The sequence below is a fragment of the Belnapia sp. F-4-1 genome (assembly GCF_000802185.1).
Classification (GTDB): domain Bacteria; phylum Pseudomonadota; class Alphaproteobacteria; order Acetobacterales; family Acetobacteraceae; genus Belnapia.
In genome coordinates, this window is sequence record NZ_KN676116.1 from 63,296 (window position 1) to 80,700 (window position 17,405).

General features: G+C 68.8%; 14 protein-coding genes and 1 pseudogene. 8 read left to right on the forward strand and 7 right to left on the reverse strand.

The window, feature by feature from the left end; translation table 11 throughout:
• Positions 1-456 precede the first annotated feature (456 nt).
• Complete coding sequence (locus LH62_RS27125; RefSeq protein ID WP_043367318.1) at positions 457-1,497, forward strand: Ldh family oxidoreductase; 1,041 nt, start codon at positions 457-459, stop codon at positions 1,495-1,497.
• A gap of 246 nt (positions 1,498-1,743) precedes the next feature.
• On the opposite strand, the gene LH62_RS27130 is transcribed toward LH62_RS27125, so the two are convergent.
• The gene (locus LH62_RS27130; protein ID WP_144404753.1) at positions 1,744-2,199 is read right to left on the reverse strand and encodes a hypothetical protein; all 456 of its coding nucleotides are present in this window, start codon (positions 2,197-2,199) and stop codon (positions 1,744-1,746) included.
• Positions 2,200-2,264: 65 nt separating this feature from the next.
• The gene (locus LH62_RS27135; RefSeq protein WP_201445680.1) at positions 2,265-4,397 is read right to left on the reverse strand and encodes a M48 family metallopeptidase; all 2,133 of its coding nucleotides are present in this window, start codon (positions 4,395-4,397) and stop codon (positions 2,265-2,267) included.
• A gap of 148 nt (positions 4,398-4,545) precedes the next feature.
• On the opposite strand from LH62_RS27135, the gene LH62_RS27140 reads away from it, so the two are divergent.
• Positions 4,546-4,827 carry a hypothetical protein gene (locus tag LH62_RS27140; RefSeq protein WP_052215154.1) on the forward strand — a complete coding sequence of 94 codons (282 nt, stop codon included), beginning with the start codon at positions 4,546-4,548 and terminating at the stop codon, positions 4,825-4,827.
• A 4-nt stretch (positions 4,828-4,831) separates the two neighbouring features.
• On the opposite strand, the gene creD is transcribed toward LH62_RS27140, so the two are convergent.
• Positions 4,832-6,205 (reverse strand): cell envelope integrity protein CreD, encoded by a 1,374-nt coding sequence (gene creD / locus LH62_RS27145; protein ID WP_043367321.1) that lies wholly within the window; start codon positions 6,203-6,205, stop codon positions 4,832-4,834.
• Between the two features lie 114 nt (positions 6,206-6,319).
• On the opposite strand from creD, the gene LH62_RS27150 reads away from it, so the two are divergent.
• From LH62_RS27150 to LH62_RS27165, 4 genes are all read left to right on the forward strand, one after another.
• Positions 6,320-7,015: a response regulator transcription factor gene (locus tag LH62_RS27150; RefSeq protein ID WP_043367342.1), complete on the forward strand. Its 696-nt coding sequence runs from the start codon at positions 6,320-6,322 to the stop codon at positions 7,013-7,015.
• Between the two features lie 89 nt (positions 7,016-7,104).
• Positions 7,105-8,607 carry a HAMP domain-containing sensor histidine kinase gene (locus LH62_RS27155; RefSeq protein ID WP_052215157.1) on the forward strand — a complete coding sequence of 501 codons (1,503 nt, stop codon included), beginning with the start codon at positions 7,105-7,107 and terminating at the stop codon, positions 8,605-8,607.
• A gap of 546 nt (positions 8,608-9,153) precedes the next feature.
• The gene (locus LH62_RS27160; RefSeq protein ID WP_043367344.1) at positions 9,154-9,459 is read left to right on the forward strand and encodes a hypothetical protein; all 306 of its coding nucleotides are present in this window, start codon (positions 9,154-9,156) and stop codon (positions 9,457-9,459) included.
• Positions 9,459-9,887: a type II toxin-antitoxin system VapC family toxin gene (locus tag LH62_RS27165; protein ID WP_043367322.1), complete on the forward strand. Its 429-nt coding sequence runs from the start codon at positions 9,459-9,461 to the stop codon at positions 9,885-9,887. The genes LH62_RS27160 and LH62_RS27165 overlap by 1 nt, the downstream gene beginning before the upstream one ends.
• Positions 9,888-10,184: 297 nt before the next feature.
• Here the strand turns inward: LH62_RS27165 and LH62_RS27170 are convergent, their stop codons facing one another.
• The 4 genes from LH62_RS27170 to LH62_RS27180 form a co-directional block, all read right to left on the reverse strand.
• Entirely contained in the window at positions 10,185-10,634 is a 450-nt protein-coding gene (locus LH62_RS27170; protein ID WP_043367323.1) for a GNAT family N-acetyltransferase, read from the reverse strand.
• A 439-nt stretch (positions 10,635-11,073) separates the two neighbouring features.
• Positions 11,074-11,229, reverse strand: coding sequence for a hypothetical protein (locus tag LH62_RS31360; protein WP_160299915.1), 156 nt, complete (start codon positions 11,227-11,229; stop codon positions 11,074-11,076).
• A 45-nt stretch (positions 11,230-11,274) separates the two neighbouring features.
• Positions 11,275-14,427 (reverse strand): SNF2-related protein, encoded by a 3,153-nt coding sequence (locus tag LH62_RS27175; RefSeq protein WP_052215159.1) that lies wholly within the window; start codon positions 14,425-14,427, stop codon positions 11,275-11,277.
• Between the two features lie 304 nt (positions 14,428-14,731).
• A complete protein-coding gene (locus LH62_RS27180) occupies positions 14,732-15,073 on the reverse strand; it encodes a hypothetical protein (RefSeq protein WP_043367324.1) in 342 nt (113 codons plus the stop codon).
• 187 nt (positions 15,074-15,260) lie between these two features.
• Between LH62_RS27180 and LH62_RS27185 the strand changes: the two genes are divergently transcribed.
• A complete protein-coding gene (locus LH62_RS27185; RefSeq protein WP_043367325.1) occupies positions 15,261-15,491 on the forward strand; it encodes a hypothetical protein in 231 nt (76 codons plus the stop codon).
• 45 nt (positions 15,492-15,536) lie between these two features.
• Positions 15,537-16,846 (forward strand): annotated as a pseudogene (locus LH62_RS27195) (IS3 family transposase).
• Positions 16,847-17,405 lie beyond the last annotated feature (559 nt).

The following is a 17,405-nucleotide window of genomic DNA, read 5'->3' on the forward strand; positions in this document are numbered from 1 at the left end:
GCGGGTCCCCTGCCCTGCTTCGGTCACTTAACGATGGCAAGAGTAGTACACAGCTCGCTTGGTCTCGCCCGCGATCAGACCCGCTGTTCCGACATACAGCCGCTCGGCGTCACAGACGTTTCCATATCGGCCCTCATGCGGCAGTAGGTGGTTCGGCCACTAAACCTGTACCCCGGGTTCTTAAGTATGACGCTACCTTTCGGCAGTTAGCAGCGAGATCAGGTGTCATCATCTTGTAAGACGGCAATTAAGCACGCCTAATATGTTGAAAATGATACTTATTTTAATTACGCAATCCGTCTTTATTATCTGCAACTCGCCTACTAATGTTTTCCAACCGTCCAATGATGAACGCACATTACCTATTCAGTGCGGGGCGCATATGCGGCAACCGCTCCCTTTCGCTGGCCACGCTTTGGCGCGAGGCTAGCTCTCAGTAGGATATGGGAGGACATCATGCCGAAAATCCAGGCCGAGGCGCTGCGCGTGCTGGGCCGTGCCCTGCTGGTCGCCAATGGTGTGCCCGAGGAGGAGGCGGCGACCGTCGCCCGCCACGTGGTCAATGCCAACCTCGCCGGCCATGACAGCCACGGCATGATCATGGTGCCGAACTACATCGAGCGGGTGCAAGCCGGCCATATCGTCCCTGGCGCGCTCTTCACCATCGTTCAGGAGAGCCCCACCACCACAGTGGTCGACGGTAATTGGGGCTTCGGTTACGTCATCAACGAGCGCGCGATGGCGCTGACAATCGAGAAAGCCGAGAAGAACAACATCGCGGCCACCACGGTCTTTCGCCAGGGCCATGTCGGCCGGCTGGCGAGCTATCCGTTAATGGCGGCGAAGGCGGGCATGATCGGCATGGCGTGGGCCGATAGCGGCCGGTCCCCCAAGGGTGTCGCCCCGTTCGGCGGGCGGGAGGCGCGGCTCGGCACTAATCCGTGGGCCATCGCCGTACCGTCCAACCTCAACGGACCCTTTTGCATGGATTTCGCCACCTCCGCCGTGGCGATGGGCAAGATCAAGCTGGCCGAGGCGCGCGGGCAGGAGATCCCGCTCGGCTGGGTGGTCGACAAGGATGGCGACCTCACTACCGACCCGGCGGGGATCAAGGGCGGCGCGCTGATGCCGCTCGGCGGGACGGAGGGCTACAAGGGCACTGCCCTGGCCGCGATGGGCGAAATCTTCTGCGGCATCCTCACGGGCCTCGGCTTCGGCGTCGAGCCTACAGGTCGACACAACGACGGCTGCTTCCTGATCGCCATCAAGGTCGACGCCTTCCGGCCGCTGCTGACCTTCCGCCAGGAGGTCGCCGACTTCGCCAACTATCTGAAGGACACACCGCCGGCCAAGGGCAGCCAGGGCGTGCTCTATCCGGGTGAGGTCGAGCACCGGGCGGAGCAAGCGCGCAGCAGCGCCGGCATCGAGATCGAGGATGCGACGTGGCAGAAGCTCGGCGCGCTGGCTGCGGCGGGCGGGGTGGCAATGCCTGAATGAGACGATAGTGAAGGGAACGGGCAACGCCAACTGGTGCAGCTAGTCGATGCTGCTTGCAGAGAACGAAGCCGACGCTGACTTAACTATTACAGAGTAATATGGCTTCGGCGCAGCGTGGAGTGGACCCGACTTGCGTAACCCGAACTAACTCCAAGGCTCCGCCGTACCCAAAGCGTCAATCCATGCAATGAGGCCGTGCGCTGCCAGTCGCAAACGCCTTTAGAGAACGTGCCATCATTAGGCGCCTCAGATCGTCCCAGCGTCTCCCCGGTTGCCCAGTCGGCGAACCAGGGCGATGGCCGGGGCGAGGGTCAGGCTCAGCAACAGGCCACCGATGACGAGCAGTGTGATGGTGCGGTTCCATAGCCGCTCGATTGCCATGTCGGTCGTCATCCATTCGGGATGCGTCGGGTCGGCCAGGACGGTGACGGCGTAGTCGCCGGACTGCACGCCGGCGAAGACGTAGTTGACGTCGCGCGAGATCGCCCCCGAATTCGTCTGAAACGACAGCGTGGCGTCGCAGATGTTGACGACCAGCTTCGAGCTGCACGACCCCTCCGTCACGCGGCCGCCGGCCATGGGCCGCGCCGTGTCATGGATCCGCCAGTCGCTGACGAGGCTAGGCAGGGTGTAGACGGCGAGGGCGACCAGCATCGCGCCGAACATCACGCTGCCTAGCAGAGCCCAGAGCCGTCCGGCCAAGCCATCCTGTGGCGGAAGCTTTTGCGGAGGCAGGGAGGTGGAGGCTGGTTGCATGGGGTTGTTCCCTAGAGGGTTGTGGTAGGCATGTGGTCCGCCTCGGCCAGGGCCTGGCGCGCCAGACTGGCCCGCCTGTAGCGACCGATGAGATCGGCGAAGCCCTGCACCTTCAGCGCCCGCGGCGGGGCCGCCGCGAAAGTGACGATCAGCTGCCGGGCATCGAGCTTCACCCGCCGCCCGCCCCGCAGGCGCGCCGGGAAGGGCGCATCATGCCGCAGGAGGACACGGGTGACGACGCGGCCGCGGTCCACCGTCATGTCGAGATCGGCCACATGCTCCCAGCGGATCGGACGGTCGATGCCGATGATCGTCATCGACTCCGGCCGAAGGATCAGGAATGGCGTGTCGCCCCGCCGCAGCAGCGGTAGGCCGCAGCCGATAAAGACGAGGCCGAGCATGCCGCCCGCCCCGGCGATGATCCAGCGCTCCCTCGCCCCGGTCCCCGGAACCTCCACGGCCAGCAGGACGAGGGCGATGGCCAGGAGCACGCCGCCGAAGGCAAACAGGAAGATGGCGCCGCCGCGGGTGTTCTCATGCAGCGGCAAGTCCTCCGCCGCGACGCCGGCCGCGGCGGATTCCAGCGCCGCATGCTCGGCGCGTGCCCGGTCGCGGGCGATGCCGAGGAAGTCCGCGCTCGCGGCCTGGGATAGCCTGGCCGGCTCTGCGAAATAGCCGTCCAGGCGGACGAGGGCATCCGGCAGCGGCGGCGCGGCGGCCCTGGCCAGCAGCTCCGGGCCCGGCGCCCGGCCGAGGGAAGCGAGGCGCTGGCGCGTCGGCGGATGGGTGTCAGTCGGATGCGGCTGGGTCTCCTCCAGATGTCCGGCCGGATCCTCCAGGCCGCGTTCCGTCGCATGACGCAGGATGTCGGCGAGGAGGTCGGGCGGCGCCGCATCGGGAGCACGGAACGCCGCCTCCAGCACCTCCTCGATCCTTGGCTGGACGGCGCCGCTGCGCAGCAGTGCATGGGCTGCGGCATCGTGGGAGGTGGCATTGGCGCCCGCCGCATCGGCGGCGAATTCGCGCAGGCGGCTCCAGTGCAGCACCGCGTGATGGAACTGGTCCATGACGAAGAGGCCGAGTTGCAGGGCCGGCCGGGTCAGCGGCGACAGGGAACCGTCGCCGCCGGTCCCGGCCTGGGCCACAGCGTCGAGGGAGCGGCCGACGCCGGCATAGACCGGCAGGAAGCGCAGGCTGTACTCGGTGTCGCCGCCGGAGAAATGCGCCAGCTCGTGGCCGATGATCGCAGCCACTTCGTCCCTCCCCAGCAGGACCAGGAACGGCAGGGGGAGGTAGAGGGTCCGCCCCTCCAGGGCAACGCCGCCAGGCTCCAGCACCTTCGGCCCGGAGCTGACAAAGAAGCCGCCGGTGAGCCCGATGGCGACGTTGTCCGGTTGCAGGGCGCCGAGCCGCCCGGCCAGCTCGTCCAGCAGGCGCCACAGGCCCGGCGCCTCGGCATGGCTGACCGTCCGGCCCATGATGCAGAGCGGGTCGGGCGTGAAGAGGCCCATGGTACGCCGCAATTGCAGCACCGCCTTAACGGCGGTCCACAGGCTGGCCCCGATCGCCACTAGGGCGATGCCCAGCAGCTTGGCGCCGCCGGTCGAGAGTTCGTCGCTCTCAAGAATCGCTGAAGCCTCAAAGGCGATCGCGGCGACGACGCCGGTGGTGACCAGCACCACCTGCATCCCAAGCAGCGGCGGCAGCAGCTGCCGGACCAGGGAGAAGCCGCGCAGCAGGGCCTCGCGCGACGCACGCCCGGCGCGCCCAAGCAGCGTGGTGCCGAGGAGCGCGAGCACGGAGAGCACCGCCGTCGTCGCCCCGCAGGCCATCACGACGGGCGGTAGGTATTGCCGCCAGCGAGCCAGCGCCACCGCGTCCCCGGCATCGTCCAGCGCCTCCCGCGCCTTGGCGATGGCGAGCCCTCCGACATAGGTCTGGCCGTTGTGGCGGAACTGGGCGCCAAAATCCGGGCGGCCATCGGCCGGGGCGGGGCGCGCCTCGAGGATGGCGACTGCCTTGGCCGCCCGCGCCCGCTGCACCTCGAGGGCGACATGGTCGTCGATGCCGCGCTGGCGCTCCCACAGGCCCAGGCCCGGGAGCGCCAGGGGCAGCAGCACGGTGACGACCAGAAGCCGCAGCACGGCGCGACCGCGCCGGGGTTCCTCGAGAATGACCCTGTCCTCCGTCTCGCCCGCAGCGGGCGGGGCGCAATCTAGGCTGCACCGGGTGCAGGCGAATACTGGGCGTCCCGGCTTGACCAAGCGGACGTGATCGCAACAACACCGCCGGATGCAGCGGACACTGATCCTCCTTGCCGCCTTTGCCACCGCCGGTCAGGCCGGCACAGCCGGGCTACCGCCGGATGTCGCGGCCTTTGTCGCCCGGCGCGAGCGCTGCGACCATTTCCACACCGAGGAGTCCGACGATCCGGCCCGCGCGGCGGCCATCATGCGCGGACAGGAGGCGAACTGCCGTGGCACGGATACCGAGCTGGCCCGGCTCAAGCAGCGCCACGCTACCGATCCCGGCATCCGCACCTTGCTCGACCGCTACGACCCGGGCGTTGAGTGAGGCCTTAGCCTTGCGCCTCCTCGCCTGATCCGGTCCAGTCGACGTGGCGGGTAACGACCATCACCATCGAGAGCGCGGCGAAGAGCGCGACGGTGCCGGCCAGCAGCGCATAAGCCTCAAGGCTCAGCACCACGTAGAGGAAGCCGAACAGCCCGCCGAGCAGGCCAGCGAAGAGGCTGGCCAGTCCGCGCCGCCGCGTCACCGCCACCGTATAGGCGGAGGCCTGCGCCACGATCGCTGCAGTGCTTACCGCATAGGCCGCGGCGAAGCCCAGCGGCTCGCCGAAGGCCAGCAGCAGCAGCGGGAACAATACGACCGACAGGCCGAGCAGCCCGTACTGCACGATGTGGATCCGCACCCCGGCGACCAACTCGAATAGTACATAGGTCAGGAGGGCAAGCGCGAGGAACATCACCGCGTATTTCGAGGCGCGCGTGATCATACGGTATGTCGGCACCGCCTCCAGCAGGTCGACGCCGACCTGCGCATCCGGGCTGACCAGGCCCTGGCACCAGGCAGGGCCGAGATACCGCACCAGGGCTTGGCCAGTGCCCTCCTGCCAGGTCGCGGTGAAGCCGGTCCTGGTCACCTCAGCGCGGATGGGCAGCCCGGCCCCAGTGAAGCTCGGCGTCGGCCAGGCCGCGGCGACCGACAGCTCCGCCCGGCGGGCCACCGGCAGTAGGCCGAAGCGGCCGGTGCCGCGCATCGACAGGCTGCCGGCGACCGCGAGGGCGCGGCCGGGCTCGGGCGGACCGTCGAGGCTCAGATCCCAACGGATCATCTCGGCTCCGAGGCAACCGGCCTCCGCCGTATCGCGGGCGGCCAGCGCGCGGCCATCCACCGCAAGCCGTGCATCGGCGGCGGCCGATCGCAGGTCGCTAGCACCGGTCACCAGGAAGGCCTCGCGCCAGAGCAGCTCGGTCTCCGGCTCGGTGGCGATCGCCGGCACGGCGATGCTGGCGGTGAGCGTCGCCTCAGCATCGTAGACCACGGCCTCGAATAGCCCGCGGCGGCGGCGCTCCGGCGCTAAGCGTGCCTCCACCGCGAGGCGCGACGGCAGGACTGCCACCGCGCCGCGGTCCCAGCGCAGCGGGCCCGTCTCGTTCGCCAGGCGCGGGACGGGGGTGCGCGTCGGCACGACCAGCATGGGGCCGACCACCGCCTGGGCCGGCCCCCAGCTGCGGGCGATCCCGTCGCGGACCTGCTCCTGGTACTCTTCCCGCTCCTGGATCACGCCCTCGATCATGGCATGCGGCAGGAGCAGGATGAGCAGCAGGCCGCCAACCAGTGCGAGCTTGCCTGCGCGCCCGACCCGGAAGGGCCGCCATGGCGGCGCGGTGGGGGTGGGGGTAGCAGAAGGATGGGGGATGTCGCTCATGAGTTGGGCCTCCGGGAATGAGGCCGTCATCCTCGCGGCGCTTCGTGCGTGGCAGATGGCGGGGGCGGGGAAAGTTGGTGCCGGGCCTGTGCAAATCCGGTGCAGGCCGGGCTCATGCCGCGAATCCTGATCGTCGATGACGACCCGGCGATCCGGGAGGTGGTGCGCTTCGCCCTCTTCCGCGCCGGCTTCGAGGTCTTGCAGGCCGCCGATGGCGCGGCCGGCTTAGCCGCCGCGCACGAGGCCCTGCCCGACCTCATCGTGCTCGACGTGATGCTTCCGGAGATGGACGGGACGGAGATGTGCCGCGCGCTGCGCGCCTCCGGCGGCCCGGCCGCATCCATCCCCATCCTCTTCCTCTCGTCGCGCGACGACGAGGTGGACCGCGTGGTGGGGCTGGAGATCGGCGGCGACGACTACCTGACCAAGCCCTTCAGCCCGCGCGAGCTGGTGGCACGGGTGCGCGCCGTGCTGCGGCGTAGCCGGCCGACCCGACAGGAGGCGGCGGGGGAGGCGCTCCGGCACGGGCGCCTCGTCCTCGACCCCGGCACGGCCCGTGTCACCTGGGACGGGCAGGAGGTGGTGCTGACCGCCACGGAATTCGGCTTGCTCCGCACCCTGCTGCGCCGCCCCGGCCGCGTGCTGAACCGCGATGCGCTCATGGACGGCGCCTATGCGGTGGAGCGCATCATCTCCGACCGCACCATCGACAGCCATGTCCGGCGGCTGCGGGCGAAATTCGCCGCGCTCGGCGCCGCGCCGGTCGAGACGCTGCCCGGCTTTGGCTACCGGCTCGGGCCATGCGAGTAGACCGCGGCAGCCCCGGGCCAAGAAATCCGCGCCGGCATTCGCTACGGCGGCCGCGCCTGCGCACCTTACTGCTATTGAGCAACGTCGTCGTGCTGGCACTCCCACTCTCGGGCCTTTGGGCGCTCCGCCTCTATGAGAGCGCGCTGGTACGGCAGACGGAGGCCGAGTTGCGGGCACAGGCTGCCGTGCTCGTCGGAGCTTGGCGCGCGACCCGTGGCATCGCCGGTGAGAGCCTAGCCAATAGCCTGACGTCCCGCGCGCTGGTCACTGCCCGCTGGCGTGGGCTCGACCTGGCGCGAGATCCGGTGCTGCCGCTGGCCCAGGACGCGCGGCCGGGCCCGCCGCCCCTGCCCGGCCCGGCCGAGGCAGGAGCGCGGCTGCTGCCCGTGCTGCGCGACGCGCAGGCCGTGACGCTCGCCGCGCTTCGCCTGCTCGACACGGCCGGCACCGTCGTCGCCTCCACCGGCGGCGACACCGGGCTGTCCCTGGCCGGGCTGGAGGAGGTCGAGGCCGCGCGCGCGGGACGTCCACTGGCCGTACTGCGGCGCCGGGAGAGGATCGCCACCGATGTCCCGGACGGCATCAGTCGGACCGCCGGCCTGCGGGTCCACCTGGCCATGCCCGCGCTGGACGGGGACCGGGTGGACGCCGTGGTGATGCTGTCCCGGACGCCCGCGACCGTGGCTCAGACGATCGCAGGCAAGCTGCCGGAGATCGGCGCGGTCGCACTGCTGCTTCTGTCGCTGGTGACCGTGTTGTCCGTGCTGTCCTCGCATCTCATCACCCGGCCGCTCGACGACGTGGTGCGCGCGGCGCGGCAGGTGGCCGCCGGCAGCACAGCGCGGCCCAAGCCCCTGCCGGCCATCGCCCTGCGCGAGGCGGCCGAGCTGGCCGACGCCATCGCCCGTATGACGGTGACGCTCGAAGGGCGCGCGACCTACGTTCGCAGCCTGGCGGCGCATGTGAGTCACGAGTTCAAGACGCCGCTCGCCGCGATCCGCGGCGCGGCGGAGCTGCTGGCCGAGCATGGCGCCACCATGTCGGAGGAGGAGCGCATCGGCTTCGCCCGGTCAATTGAGGATGGTGCGACGCGGCTGGACCGGCTGGTCCGCGGCTTGCTCGACCTAGCTCGCGCGGACATGGCCACGGCCAGTGGGCGGACATCGCTGCGCCTGGCGGCCGAGGCGGCGGCAGAACGGGCCTCAGGTCTCCGGGTCACTATCTCGGGTGAGGCCGAGGCGGCGATCTCTGCAGAGGCCATGGCAACAGTGCTCGACAGCCTGATGAGCAACACGCTGGCCCATGCCGGCCCCGGCAGTTTCGTCACCGTCACGGTCAACGATAGGCAGGGGATGGCCGAGATGACTGTGGCCGATGACGGGCCGGGCTTTTCGCCAGCGAATGCGGCGCGGGCCTTCGATCCGTTCTTCACGACGGCCCGCGAGCGTGGCGGAACCGGGCTCGGTCTCGCCATCGCCCGGGCCCTGGTGGAAGGTACGGGCGGGCGCATCTCTTTGATAGCGTCGGAAAGGGGAGCGTCCATCCGCATCCTCCTCCCTCGACAGTCTGCTGCACCGACGCCCATGGGCTGAAAAGCCGCAGTCTCGCCACCAGCGTGCCTTTCCATAGCGAGCCTTATCCAACAACGTAGGTCAGCTACTGCAGGCAATATCAGCTACCAGCCGATGCAGCGGCCGGTGAGCACGAAGGACCGCGCGCCGCATCCGAAGCTCGTGTGCACTCGGCGTTGGCGGCGCGCAGGGCGAAGCGGCCAAGCCGCGCAGCACGGCCGCGTTCGGTGCCTTGTGCGCCGCTATGTCGTGCAGGGAGAGGCGGACCGCGGCGCATCAATGATCGAGGCCGCGTGGGCAGGGGCCCGAAGGTTATGCCGGTTCAGCGGGTCGCGTAGCGGCTCGAGCGGGTCCCCGGCTGGAAGCGTGGAAGGCGTCGCAGGGTGTTAGAGCGGCATTAGGGCGAGGCGCGCGGCGAAACCTGAGGGGATGCTGGGGAGGCCGAGACGGCACCAGACTGCGAGGATGTGGCGCCAGTTCCGTCCACCGAGGCACCGGATCCGTCCCTCAATTCATTCCCCTGGAGCTGCTAGCCGGCTATATAGCCAGCCGTTGGAGGAGGCCGCCGTGCCGAGTAACTCGCAGAAGCGCGCGATCGAAGAACACCGTCGCCGGCTCACCGAACGCGGCCTCGGCCGCTTCGAAGTCCGAGGGCTCGAGGTCGACAAGGACCTGATCCGCAGCATTGCGCGACGCTTGGCGGCAAACGACGACGCCGCAAGCGCGCTGCGGGCCGAGCTTGCGCGGCGCGTTGTCGGCGCCGAACCGCCCCGCCTAGGCAACGTCCTCGCAGCCCTGCGCCGCTCGCCGCTGGTCGGCGCCGATCTCGACCTGGCCCGCGAGGAGACGCTCGGACGCGATCCCGGGTTGTGATGACCGGCTACCTCCTCGACACGAACATTGTCAGCGAGGCCGTGAAGCCTCGCCCGTCCCCTGCTCTGCTGGATTGGCTGGGCACGCAGCCCGACGATGTGCTCCACATCTCCACGCTGACACTCGGCGAGATACGCCGCGGCATACTGGAGAAGGTGCCGGGCCGCCGTCGGCGCGACCTGGAGGCGTGGTTTGCCGGTCCGGAGGGACCGCAGCGCCTGTTCGCCGGCCGGATTTTGCCTTTCGAAGAGCGTGCGGCGTTGGAGTGGGCGCGCATCATGGCCGAGGGTACGGCGGCCGGGCGGCCGCGCAGCTCCATCGACATGGTGGTCGCTGCCACAGCTGCCGCGTACGGCCTGACCGTTGCCACCGCAAACGAGCGCCATTTCCGGGACACTGGCGTACCCTGGATCAACCCAATCGCCTGACTTCCGGGCGTCGGGGTTGGCCGTTCGTAGAAGGGCACGCGGCCGTATAGCCTTGGAAAGCGACGCCCTGCGGCGTGGGCACAATCGCATCTGCCAATAGCCGCGCCTGGCCAGAACGCGGCTGCAGTGTGCGCGCCGCTTTGGTGAATTCACCCGCACCCTGCCATTCTCCCCGATTGCCGACCAGAAGAAGCCAAAACTCCAAGTAGCAAATTGGGCAGAAAACCGAACCAAAAGCAGCTTCAGCCCCGGGGCTGCACAGCTTGCGCTGATCTGAACCGTAGTGCTGGGTCGCGGCTACCGGCGCTTCCGAAGCGCTCGGGCAAAGCGTGACCCAGCTTCGACGAAGCCGAGGGCGCGGCCGAAGGCCGGGAGGGAGGATTCACGCGGAGGAGCCACCAACTCCAGCGCGTCGCAGCCGGCGCTGCGGGCCGCCTGAGCGGCCGCCTCAACCAACAATCGGCCGATGCCGCGCCGCCGCTCGCCAGGGCCGACCAGCAGCAGGGTGATCTGCGCCACGGGGCGGGCGGCCTGCAGTATCTGGTGCCAGTGCAGCGTGACGAGACCGCTCGGTGGTCCCCACTCGAGCGCTATCAGGGCCGTCCCGCCTCTCTGGCGGAGAGCCTCCAGGCGCCGCCCCAACTCGGGCGGGTCGATCGCCTGACCGGCCTCAGCCAGCAGAACCGACAGGCCGGGCAGGTCGGCGCCGGTCGGGATGCGGATCTCCAGCCCATGGCGCGACTTCAAGACCTCGCTCCCTCGGCCAGGCCTGCTCCTGATGCGATCGACAGGGATGACCGCTGGCGCTGGGTCCGTGTGGTCATGCTGCCGTCACGCTCTGCCCGGTCCTGGCATGGGCGATGGTCATCGGGCCGAAGGCCTTCCTCCTACTCCAGCGTGACCGTGCCATCGCGGGCCCGCCCGAGCTGGAGCGGTCGCGGCGGGACACCCGCTCGCCAGCGGCACCGCCCGCCGCGCGGTGGCAACGTCCAGCACCGTGACGAACTGCGTAAGGATGCCGGTATTCGCTTCGAAGAAAATTCGAATGCCTAACCCTTTCAATTCCTTACCGCTGAAGTCCACGGTTTACGGACTTCTTACAGTCGGGGCAGCAAGCTTTCTCTCCGCAGCAGGCCCAACCTGCAAAGCACGCGGACGCTGACGACAGCCCGGCTTGCCCGGCACGTCAGGTGGCCGCGAACAGCTCCTCCACATCGGCCTCGGTCAACCTCAATGCCCCGCCATGCTCCGCCTCCACAACCGAAGCGACCAGCGCGCGCTTGCGCTCTTTCAGTACCACCATCTTCTCCTCGATCGTGCCGAGCGTGATCAACCGATGCACGAAGACCCGCTTGTCCTGACCGATCCGGTGAGCACGGTCTGTTGCCTAGTCTTCCACCGCCGGGTTCCACCACGGATCGTAGTGCACCACCGTGTCTGCCGCCGTCAGGTTCAGACCGACGCCGCCGGCCTTCAAGCTGATCAGGAAGACCGGCACCTCGCCGGCCTGAAAGCGGCTCACCGGTGCCGCGCGATCCTTGGTGTCGCCGGTCAGCAGCACGTAGGGAGTACCGATTTTTTGCAGCGCCGCCTCGATCAACGCCAGCATGCTGGTGAATTGAGAGAAGATCAGCACGCGCCGCCCCTCGTCGAGCAATACGCCGAGCAGGTCCAGCAGCCGCTCCAGCTTGGCCGAACCAGCCTTTTGCGCCGACTTCATCGCCAGCAGCCGCGGGTCGCAGCAAGCCTGGCGCAGCTTCAGCAGCGCATCCAGGATGATGATGCCGGAGCGCGCCAAGCCCTTCTCAGCAACGGCCCGCTTGACCCTGGCGTGCATCGACAGCCGGATCGCCTCGTAGACAGCGCGCTGCGGCGCTTCCATCTCTACTGGCTCAGTGATCTCGGTCTTGGGCGGCAACTCGGTCACCACCTCCTCCTTGGTCCGGCGCAGCAGGAAGGGCCGCACGCGGCGGTGCAGCGCAGCTTGTCGCTCCGCGTCACCATGCTTCTCGATTGGTGTGCGGTAACGGCTGCGGAAGCTCCTGGCGCTGCCCAGGAAGCCCGGTGCCAGGAAGTCGAACAGCGACCAGAGCTCGCCCAGGTGGTTCTGCAGCGGCGTGCCGGACAGGCAGAGCCGTTGCCGCGCGCGCAGCTGCAGCGCCTGTCGTGTAGTCTCAGCATTGGGATTTTTGATGGTCTGTGCCTCGTCCAGCACCACCAGATGCCAATCCTGCGTCGTCAGTACCTTCTGGTCCCGCGTCAGCAGCGGGTAGGTCGTGAGCACCAGGTCATGCTCCGCGATCTCGCCGAAGCGGGTCTTCCGGGCCGACCCGTGCAGCGGCAGCACCCGCAGCGCGGGGGCGAAGCGCGCCGCCTCCCGCAGCCAGTTCGGCACTAGGCTGGTCGGGCAGACGATCAGCGCCGGCCGGTCCAGCCGCCCAGCGGCGTGCTCGATGGCAAGGTGCGCCAGGGTCTGTACCGTCTTGCCGAGGCCCATGTCGTCCGCCAGCACCCCACCAAGGCCAGCGCCGCGCAGGAACTGCAGCCAGGCGACACCCTGCGCTTGGTAGGGGCGGAGCGTGCCCATGAAAGTCGTGGGCAGTTCGACCGGCGGGATCGATCCCGCCGCCGCGCGGAGGTGGGCACCGAGTGCCCGCAGCGCCTCCCCGCCCTGCCAAGCGATGCCGGAACCTTCCTCAAGCTCGGCCAGCTCCGCCGCATCCATCCGGGTAAAGCCAATGCGCCCTGACTCCGGATCGAGCGCGCCGCCCTCGAAGATCTCTATTAGGGAACAGAGGATCGGCAAGATCTGCTCCCGCGGTAGGGAGAGCAGCCGCCCGTCGGGCAGGGGCAGCAGGACCGGACCTTCGGCGAATTCTTCTGGCTCCACCCCGGCGGCGATCAGGTTGAGCAGCACGGGAACGAGATCCACCTGCTGCCCGGCCACCGTCACGCCGAGATGCAGGTCCAGCCAGTCGATGCCGGAGCCTTCCTCCAGCCGTGCCTCCAGCGGACCTTCGGCCTCAACCAGGCGGATCGGGAAGTCGGGGGCGACCTCCACCTCCCAGCCATCCGTCCGCAGCGCCGGGACCTCCTCCTGCAGCACAAAGAGCCAGTCGGGGTCGTCCTCTGTCTCGTCTTCCAGCAGGAATGCATCGACGCCAGCCTGGGAGCCGGGCGGCAGCGACATCCCTGCTGCGACGAAACCGATGCCCAGCAGGCGTGCCACCGCGGCGCGCTCCGCCGCCGCGTCACGCCGCAGGCGGTAGAGCCGCCCCTCGCGCGCGACCACGTCCATGCCGGGCCGCGACGGGGCATAAGCGGCGCGCACGTCATGGGCCACTAGCACCGGCCCATAACGGAAGCCGAGCCGCGCCATGGGAAAGTCCACCTCTGGCCGCAAGAGGCCCTGACCGTAGCCGCGCGTGGCATAGGCTGGCAGCCTGCCGGCGGTGAGCAATAGCCGCGGCACCGGCGAGCCAGGCAGCGTCTCCGGCGGGTCGAGCGTCGCCGGCAGCGCCATCGCCGGTGCCGAGAGCCGCCGCCCCAACTCAGCCGCGACCAGGGGTGCTGCCTCGGCCGGGATGGGCGGCGCGAGCAGCAGCCGTGCCGCGACATGCGCCGGTACACCAAGGTCGACCGTGCCCAGCTCGCCGCTCACTAGGTCTGCGTACCAGGGGGCCGGCAAGGCGAGGCCGAGCAGTCCTTCCTCTAACTCCAGCGCGGAGCGCTGGCGTCCATCCGCCTCCAGCCGCCAGGTGAGCCTACCCGACCGCACGGGACCGTCCCGCAGCGGTACCCCGTCCACCGTGGCCCAGCGGGCCCGGCCAGTGGCGATGATCCGGCGCAGCAGATCGGGCGGGTCCGCATCCCTGAGCATCCCCTCGGGCGCATAGCGCAGTAGGTCGGTCCGCCGCAGGATCGCCCGGTCCGAGGGGCGCAGGTACCGTGCCGTTCCCGCCTGGGCCTGGACGCCCTTACCGGCACCGTAGCTGCCATCCTTGCGCAGGGTGACCGAGAAAGCCGCGACCTTCAGCGAGACTGGCCCCACCGGTCGGGCAAGCGGTGCGACGACGTAGACGACACGCTGTCGGATGCCTGAAGGGTAGGCCTCCGGATCCGCTTCGTCGATCGCGGCGAGCTGACGCAGCCAGTCGGCGACCTCGGGCGGCAATACCGGCTCGGCCGGGGCCGCGGCGGGCGTAGGCCGCGGGGCGGGACGCGGCAGGTCGCCGCGTTCGCGCCGGGCGGCGCAGAGCGCCGCTGCAACGTGCTTGCAGTCGAGCCCGACCGGGCAGCTGCAGATGCCGTCGAAATCGGTGCCGCCGTCGCGCCGCGGCTGCAGCGTGATGCGCAGGGTATAGGGCCGCGTTGCCGTGCCTTTCACCTTCGCCTCGATCACGCGCCCGTCCGCAGACACGGAAAGGTGGCGCACCGCGCCGCGCGCTGCATAGGCACGGCCAGCCTCTACGGCCGAGCGCGGGAGGGTGCGGAGCATCGCCGCATCGTCTGGCAGTGGAGGCTGGGCGGAGATCGGCATCGCCGCTATCCTGCCGCTGCTGACAGATGAAGGCCATGCTCGGCCGGTATCAGCTCACGGCTCCGTTAGGAATGTCGATCCGAGCAGAAAGCCCCGCTTCGGTGCCGACAGGGCCATCCGCCGCCACCCCGCTAACACGCGCTCTTCGGCTTTACGGGCGGCATCTGGTCGGGCGGCAGGCTCATGTCGTGGATGTCGGTCTCCGCCGCAGTCGATACCAGACGGGACATGATGAAGCTGCCGGACATGCAAAAGGGCGCCAAAGGCGCCCCATGCAATCTCATCAACCTGACTCGTGGTGTAGTTAACCGCCGTGGCGGGTAAACTGGCCAGCAAGGGCCGGGCTGGCAGCCTGCGCCGAGACATACACCAGCGTCTGCTCGCGGCCACCGCCGACCAGCTGGGCCACACTGCCGCTCTGCTGCTGCGCTGTGGCCTGGCCCAAATAGGCGATGCTGCGGTTGGTGCTCTCGCCGGTGATGCGGGCATAGCCACCACCGACCACATTCTGGCTCGGCGTCACGTACTCAACGCGGGGGCCACCATCGGCGCCGCCACCCACCAGGCGGGGGCCGCTATCCTGCGCCTGGGCGGCACCTACGGCACCGAGAGCGATCAGCGAAGCAAATACAGTGGTGCGGAACATGGCTTGGTTCTCCGTCTCGGAGGCCAGCAGTTCAGGGCGTGACGCCCAGCTGGCCTTGCTTGAGGCGGAAGATGACCCCCGCATGGGCTCAGCACCAATACGAAGCCTGGATGCCATGCATCCATGAGATGGATGAACGATGCGACGGCTACACGGTTACTTGGAAGCCTCGAGACAGGAGGATGCCATGCAACCCCGCCCCACCATGCCCATACAGGATCGCACGCTGGAGGTGGCCATAGACCGATACTGCACCGCCTTTGGCCGTGATGCGCTGCCCTGCATCGCGGGTCTCGACAGCGCCCTGGCCGGTGCTGCCGCGACTATGCTGGCCGATGCGGTTACGGCGCGGCGCCCATTGCGATACTGCGCCATCGCTGATGCGCTGGGCGGGCTGGGGTGCGGCACGGTTCGATGAGACAGCCGACTGCGGTAGAGATCACCGCAACCGGAGGTCAGACCAATGGACCAGAACCACAGCGACAAACCCGAGGGGGCGCCGGCGTGCGCCCGGAACGCTGACGCCGGCGCCCCCTCGGGCGCGGCTGGGCCGGAGCGCCGCAACTCCGCTCGGCGCAAGCTGGCTGCCGTCACCCGGCTGCTACGCGGCGAGCCGCTGGAGACCGTAGCCCGGGACCTCAACGTTACCGTCGCTCGTCTGAGCGAGTGGCGCGACCGCGCCCTGGTCGGGGCGGAGGCGGCGATGAAGGAGCGCGAGCGCGACAGCCGCGATGAGGAGTTGCTCCGGCTTAAGGCCAAGCTCGGCGAGGTCACCATGGCCAACGAGCTGCTGGAGCAGAAGATTGCGGCTCTGGAGGGCGGGCGCCCTTTGGGCCGACGGAGGTCGAGGCGATGAGCCAGGCTGTCTCGCCGGCCACAGACCGCGCCTACGGCCTGGCCCGGGTCGCCCGGGTCTGGCGGCTCTCCCGTGCCACGGTCTACCGCCACCGTGCGGCGCCCGACCCCACGGCGCCGGCCGGGCCAACACGCCGGGGCCCGGTAGGTGCCTGCTCCGATGCCGCGTTGCTCGAGCACATCCGCGCCCAGATCCTTGGCTCGCGCCTGCATGGTGAGGGCTACCGCAAGATCTGGGCCCGGCTGCGCCATGCCGGCATCCGCACCTCGGCTCGCCGGGTCCGGCGCCTCATGGGCCAGCACGGCCTGCTCGCGCCACACCGCGTCGGCCGTCCCGAGCAGCGCGCCCATGACGGCACGATCACCACCACCGCCGTGGATGCAATGTGGGGGACCGACATGACCGAAACCGTGACCGTAAAGGAGGGCCGGGCTCGGGTGTTCGTCGCTGTCGACCACTGCTCCGGCGAGTGCGTCGGCAACCATGCCGCGCGCTCCGGCAACCGCTTCGAGGCACTCGAGCCGATCCGGCAGGGTGTCCTGCGCCACTTCGGCCGCATCGAAAAGAACGCAGCCAAGGGTCTCGCTCTGCGCCACGACCATGGCTCCAACTACATGTCCGGCGACTTGCAGGACGAGATCGCCTTCCTCGGCATCGAGAGCTCGCCCTCCTTCGTCCGCCAGCCCGAGGGCAACGGCGTCGCCGAGCGCTTTATCCGTACCTTGAAAGAGAACTTCCTCTGGGTGCACACCTTCGACACCATCGAAGAGCTGCGCCGCGGGCTGCAGGACTTCGTTGCCCACTACAACGCCACCTGGCTCGTCGCCATGCACGGCTACTGCACCCCGAATCAGATCCGCGCCGAGCAACGCGGCCTTGCTCAGTGCCTACCTACCCATCTACCCTTGGCCGCCTGAACAGCGCAGTCAGCTGTCTCAACAACCGGGCGCACTACAGTTCCATGCGGCTGCTTCAGCCGTGCAACACTGTCCGTGAAAGCGGGTGAAGACCACTCGGCACGTACATTCCACAGCGCTAGGCGCAGACGATCCTCTGTTGGCTTCGTCCTACCCCGCTGGGCGTGCACAACTTCAACCACTCTGCTCTTGCCGTTGCCTAAACCGCCCCTTCGAGGAGTGATGACGGTTTGGCGCTTCTCACTGGATGAGCGTTGCGCCCCTTGCCCTTTGTGGCGGGGAAAGACGCGATCTGCTTCGGACATGGAGTTCCAGGTTGGCGAGTGACATTGTCGGTCGCACCGAGCTTTGCCCATGAGTTCGGTAGGGTAAGTGACAAGTCTCTGCTACCGAAGCTCACAGGACGTAGCGTCATGATCAGCATTTGGCTAACCCGCGCATGTGCTGCGGTCCGACCTTGGAATAGGAAGGTCCGGTTATACGCTGAGTTCGTAAGCGTCCGGCCTGCACCGCCTTCCCTGGCTTGTAGCGTCCGTTGAGGCTGGCGGCCTTAATGTCG

Excerpts from the sequence above, each read along its gene's own strand:
- LH62_RS27125 (WP_043367318.1), top strand. The coding sequence starts at position 457 with ATGCCGAAAATCCAGGCCGAGGCGCTGCGCGTGCTGGGCCGTGCCCTG.
- LH62_RS27140 (WP_052215154.1), top strand. The coding sequence starts at position 4,546 with ATGCAGCGGACACTGATCCTCCTTGCCGCCTTTGCCACCGCCGGTCAG.
- creD (WP_043367321.1), bottom strand. The coding sequence starts at position 6,205 with ATGAGCGACATCCCCCATCCTTCTGCTACCCCCACCCCCACCGCGCCG.
- LH62_RS27150 (WP_043367342.1), top strand. The coding sequence starts at position 6,320 with ATGCCGCGAATCCTGATCGTCGATGACGACCCGGCGATCCGGGAGGTG.
- LH62_RS27165 (WP_043367322.1), top strand. The coding sequence starts at position 9,459 with ATGACCGGCTACCTCCTCGACACGAACATTGTCAGCGAGGCCGTGAAG.
- LH62_RS27175 (WP_052215159.1), bottom strand. The coding sequence starts at position 14,427 with ATGCCGATCTCCGCCCAGCCTCCACTGCCAGACGATGCGGCGATGCTC.
- LH62_RS27180 (WP_043367324.1), bottom strand. The coding sequence starts at position 15,073 with ATGTTCCGCACCACTGTATTTGCTTCGCTGATCGCTCTCGGTGCCGTA.
- LH62_RS27185 (WP_043367325.1), top strand. The coding sequence starts at position 15,261 with ATGCAACCCCGCCCCACCATGCCCATACAGGATCGCACGCTGGAGGTG.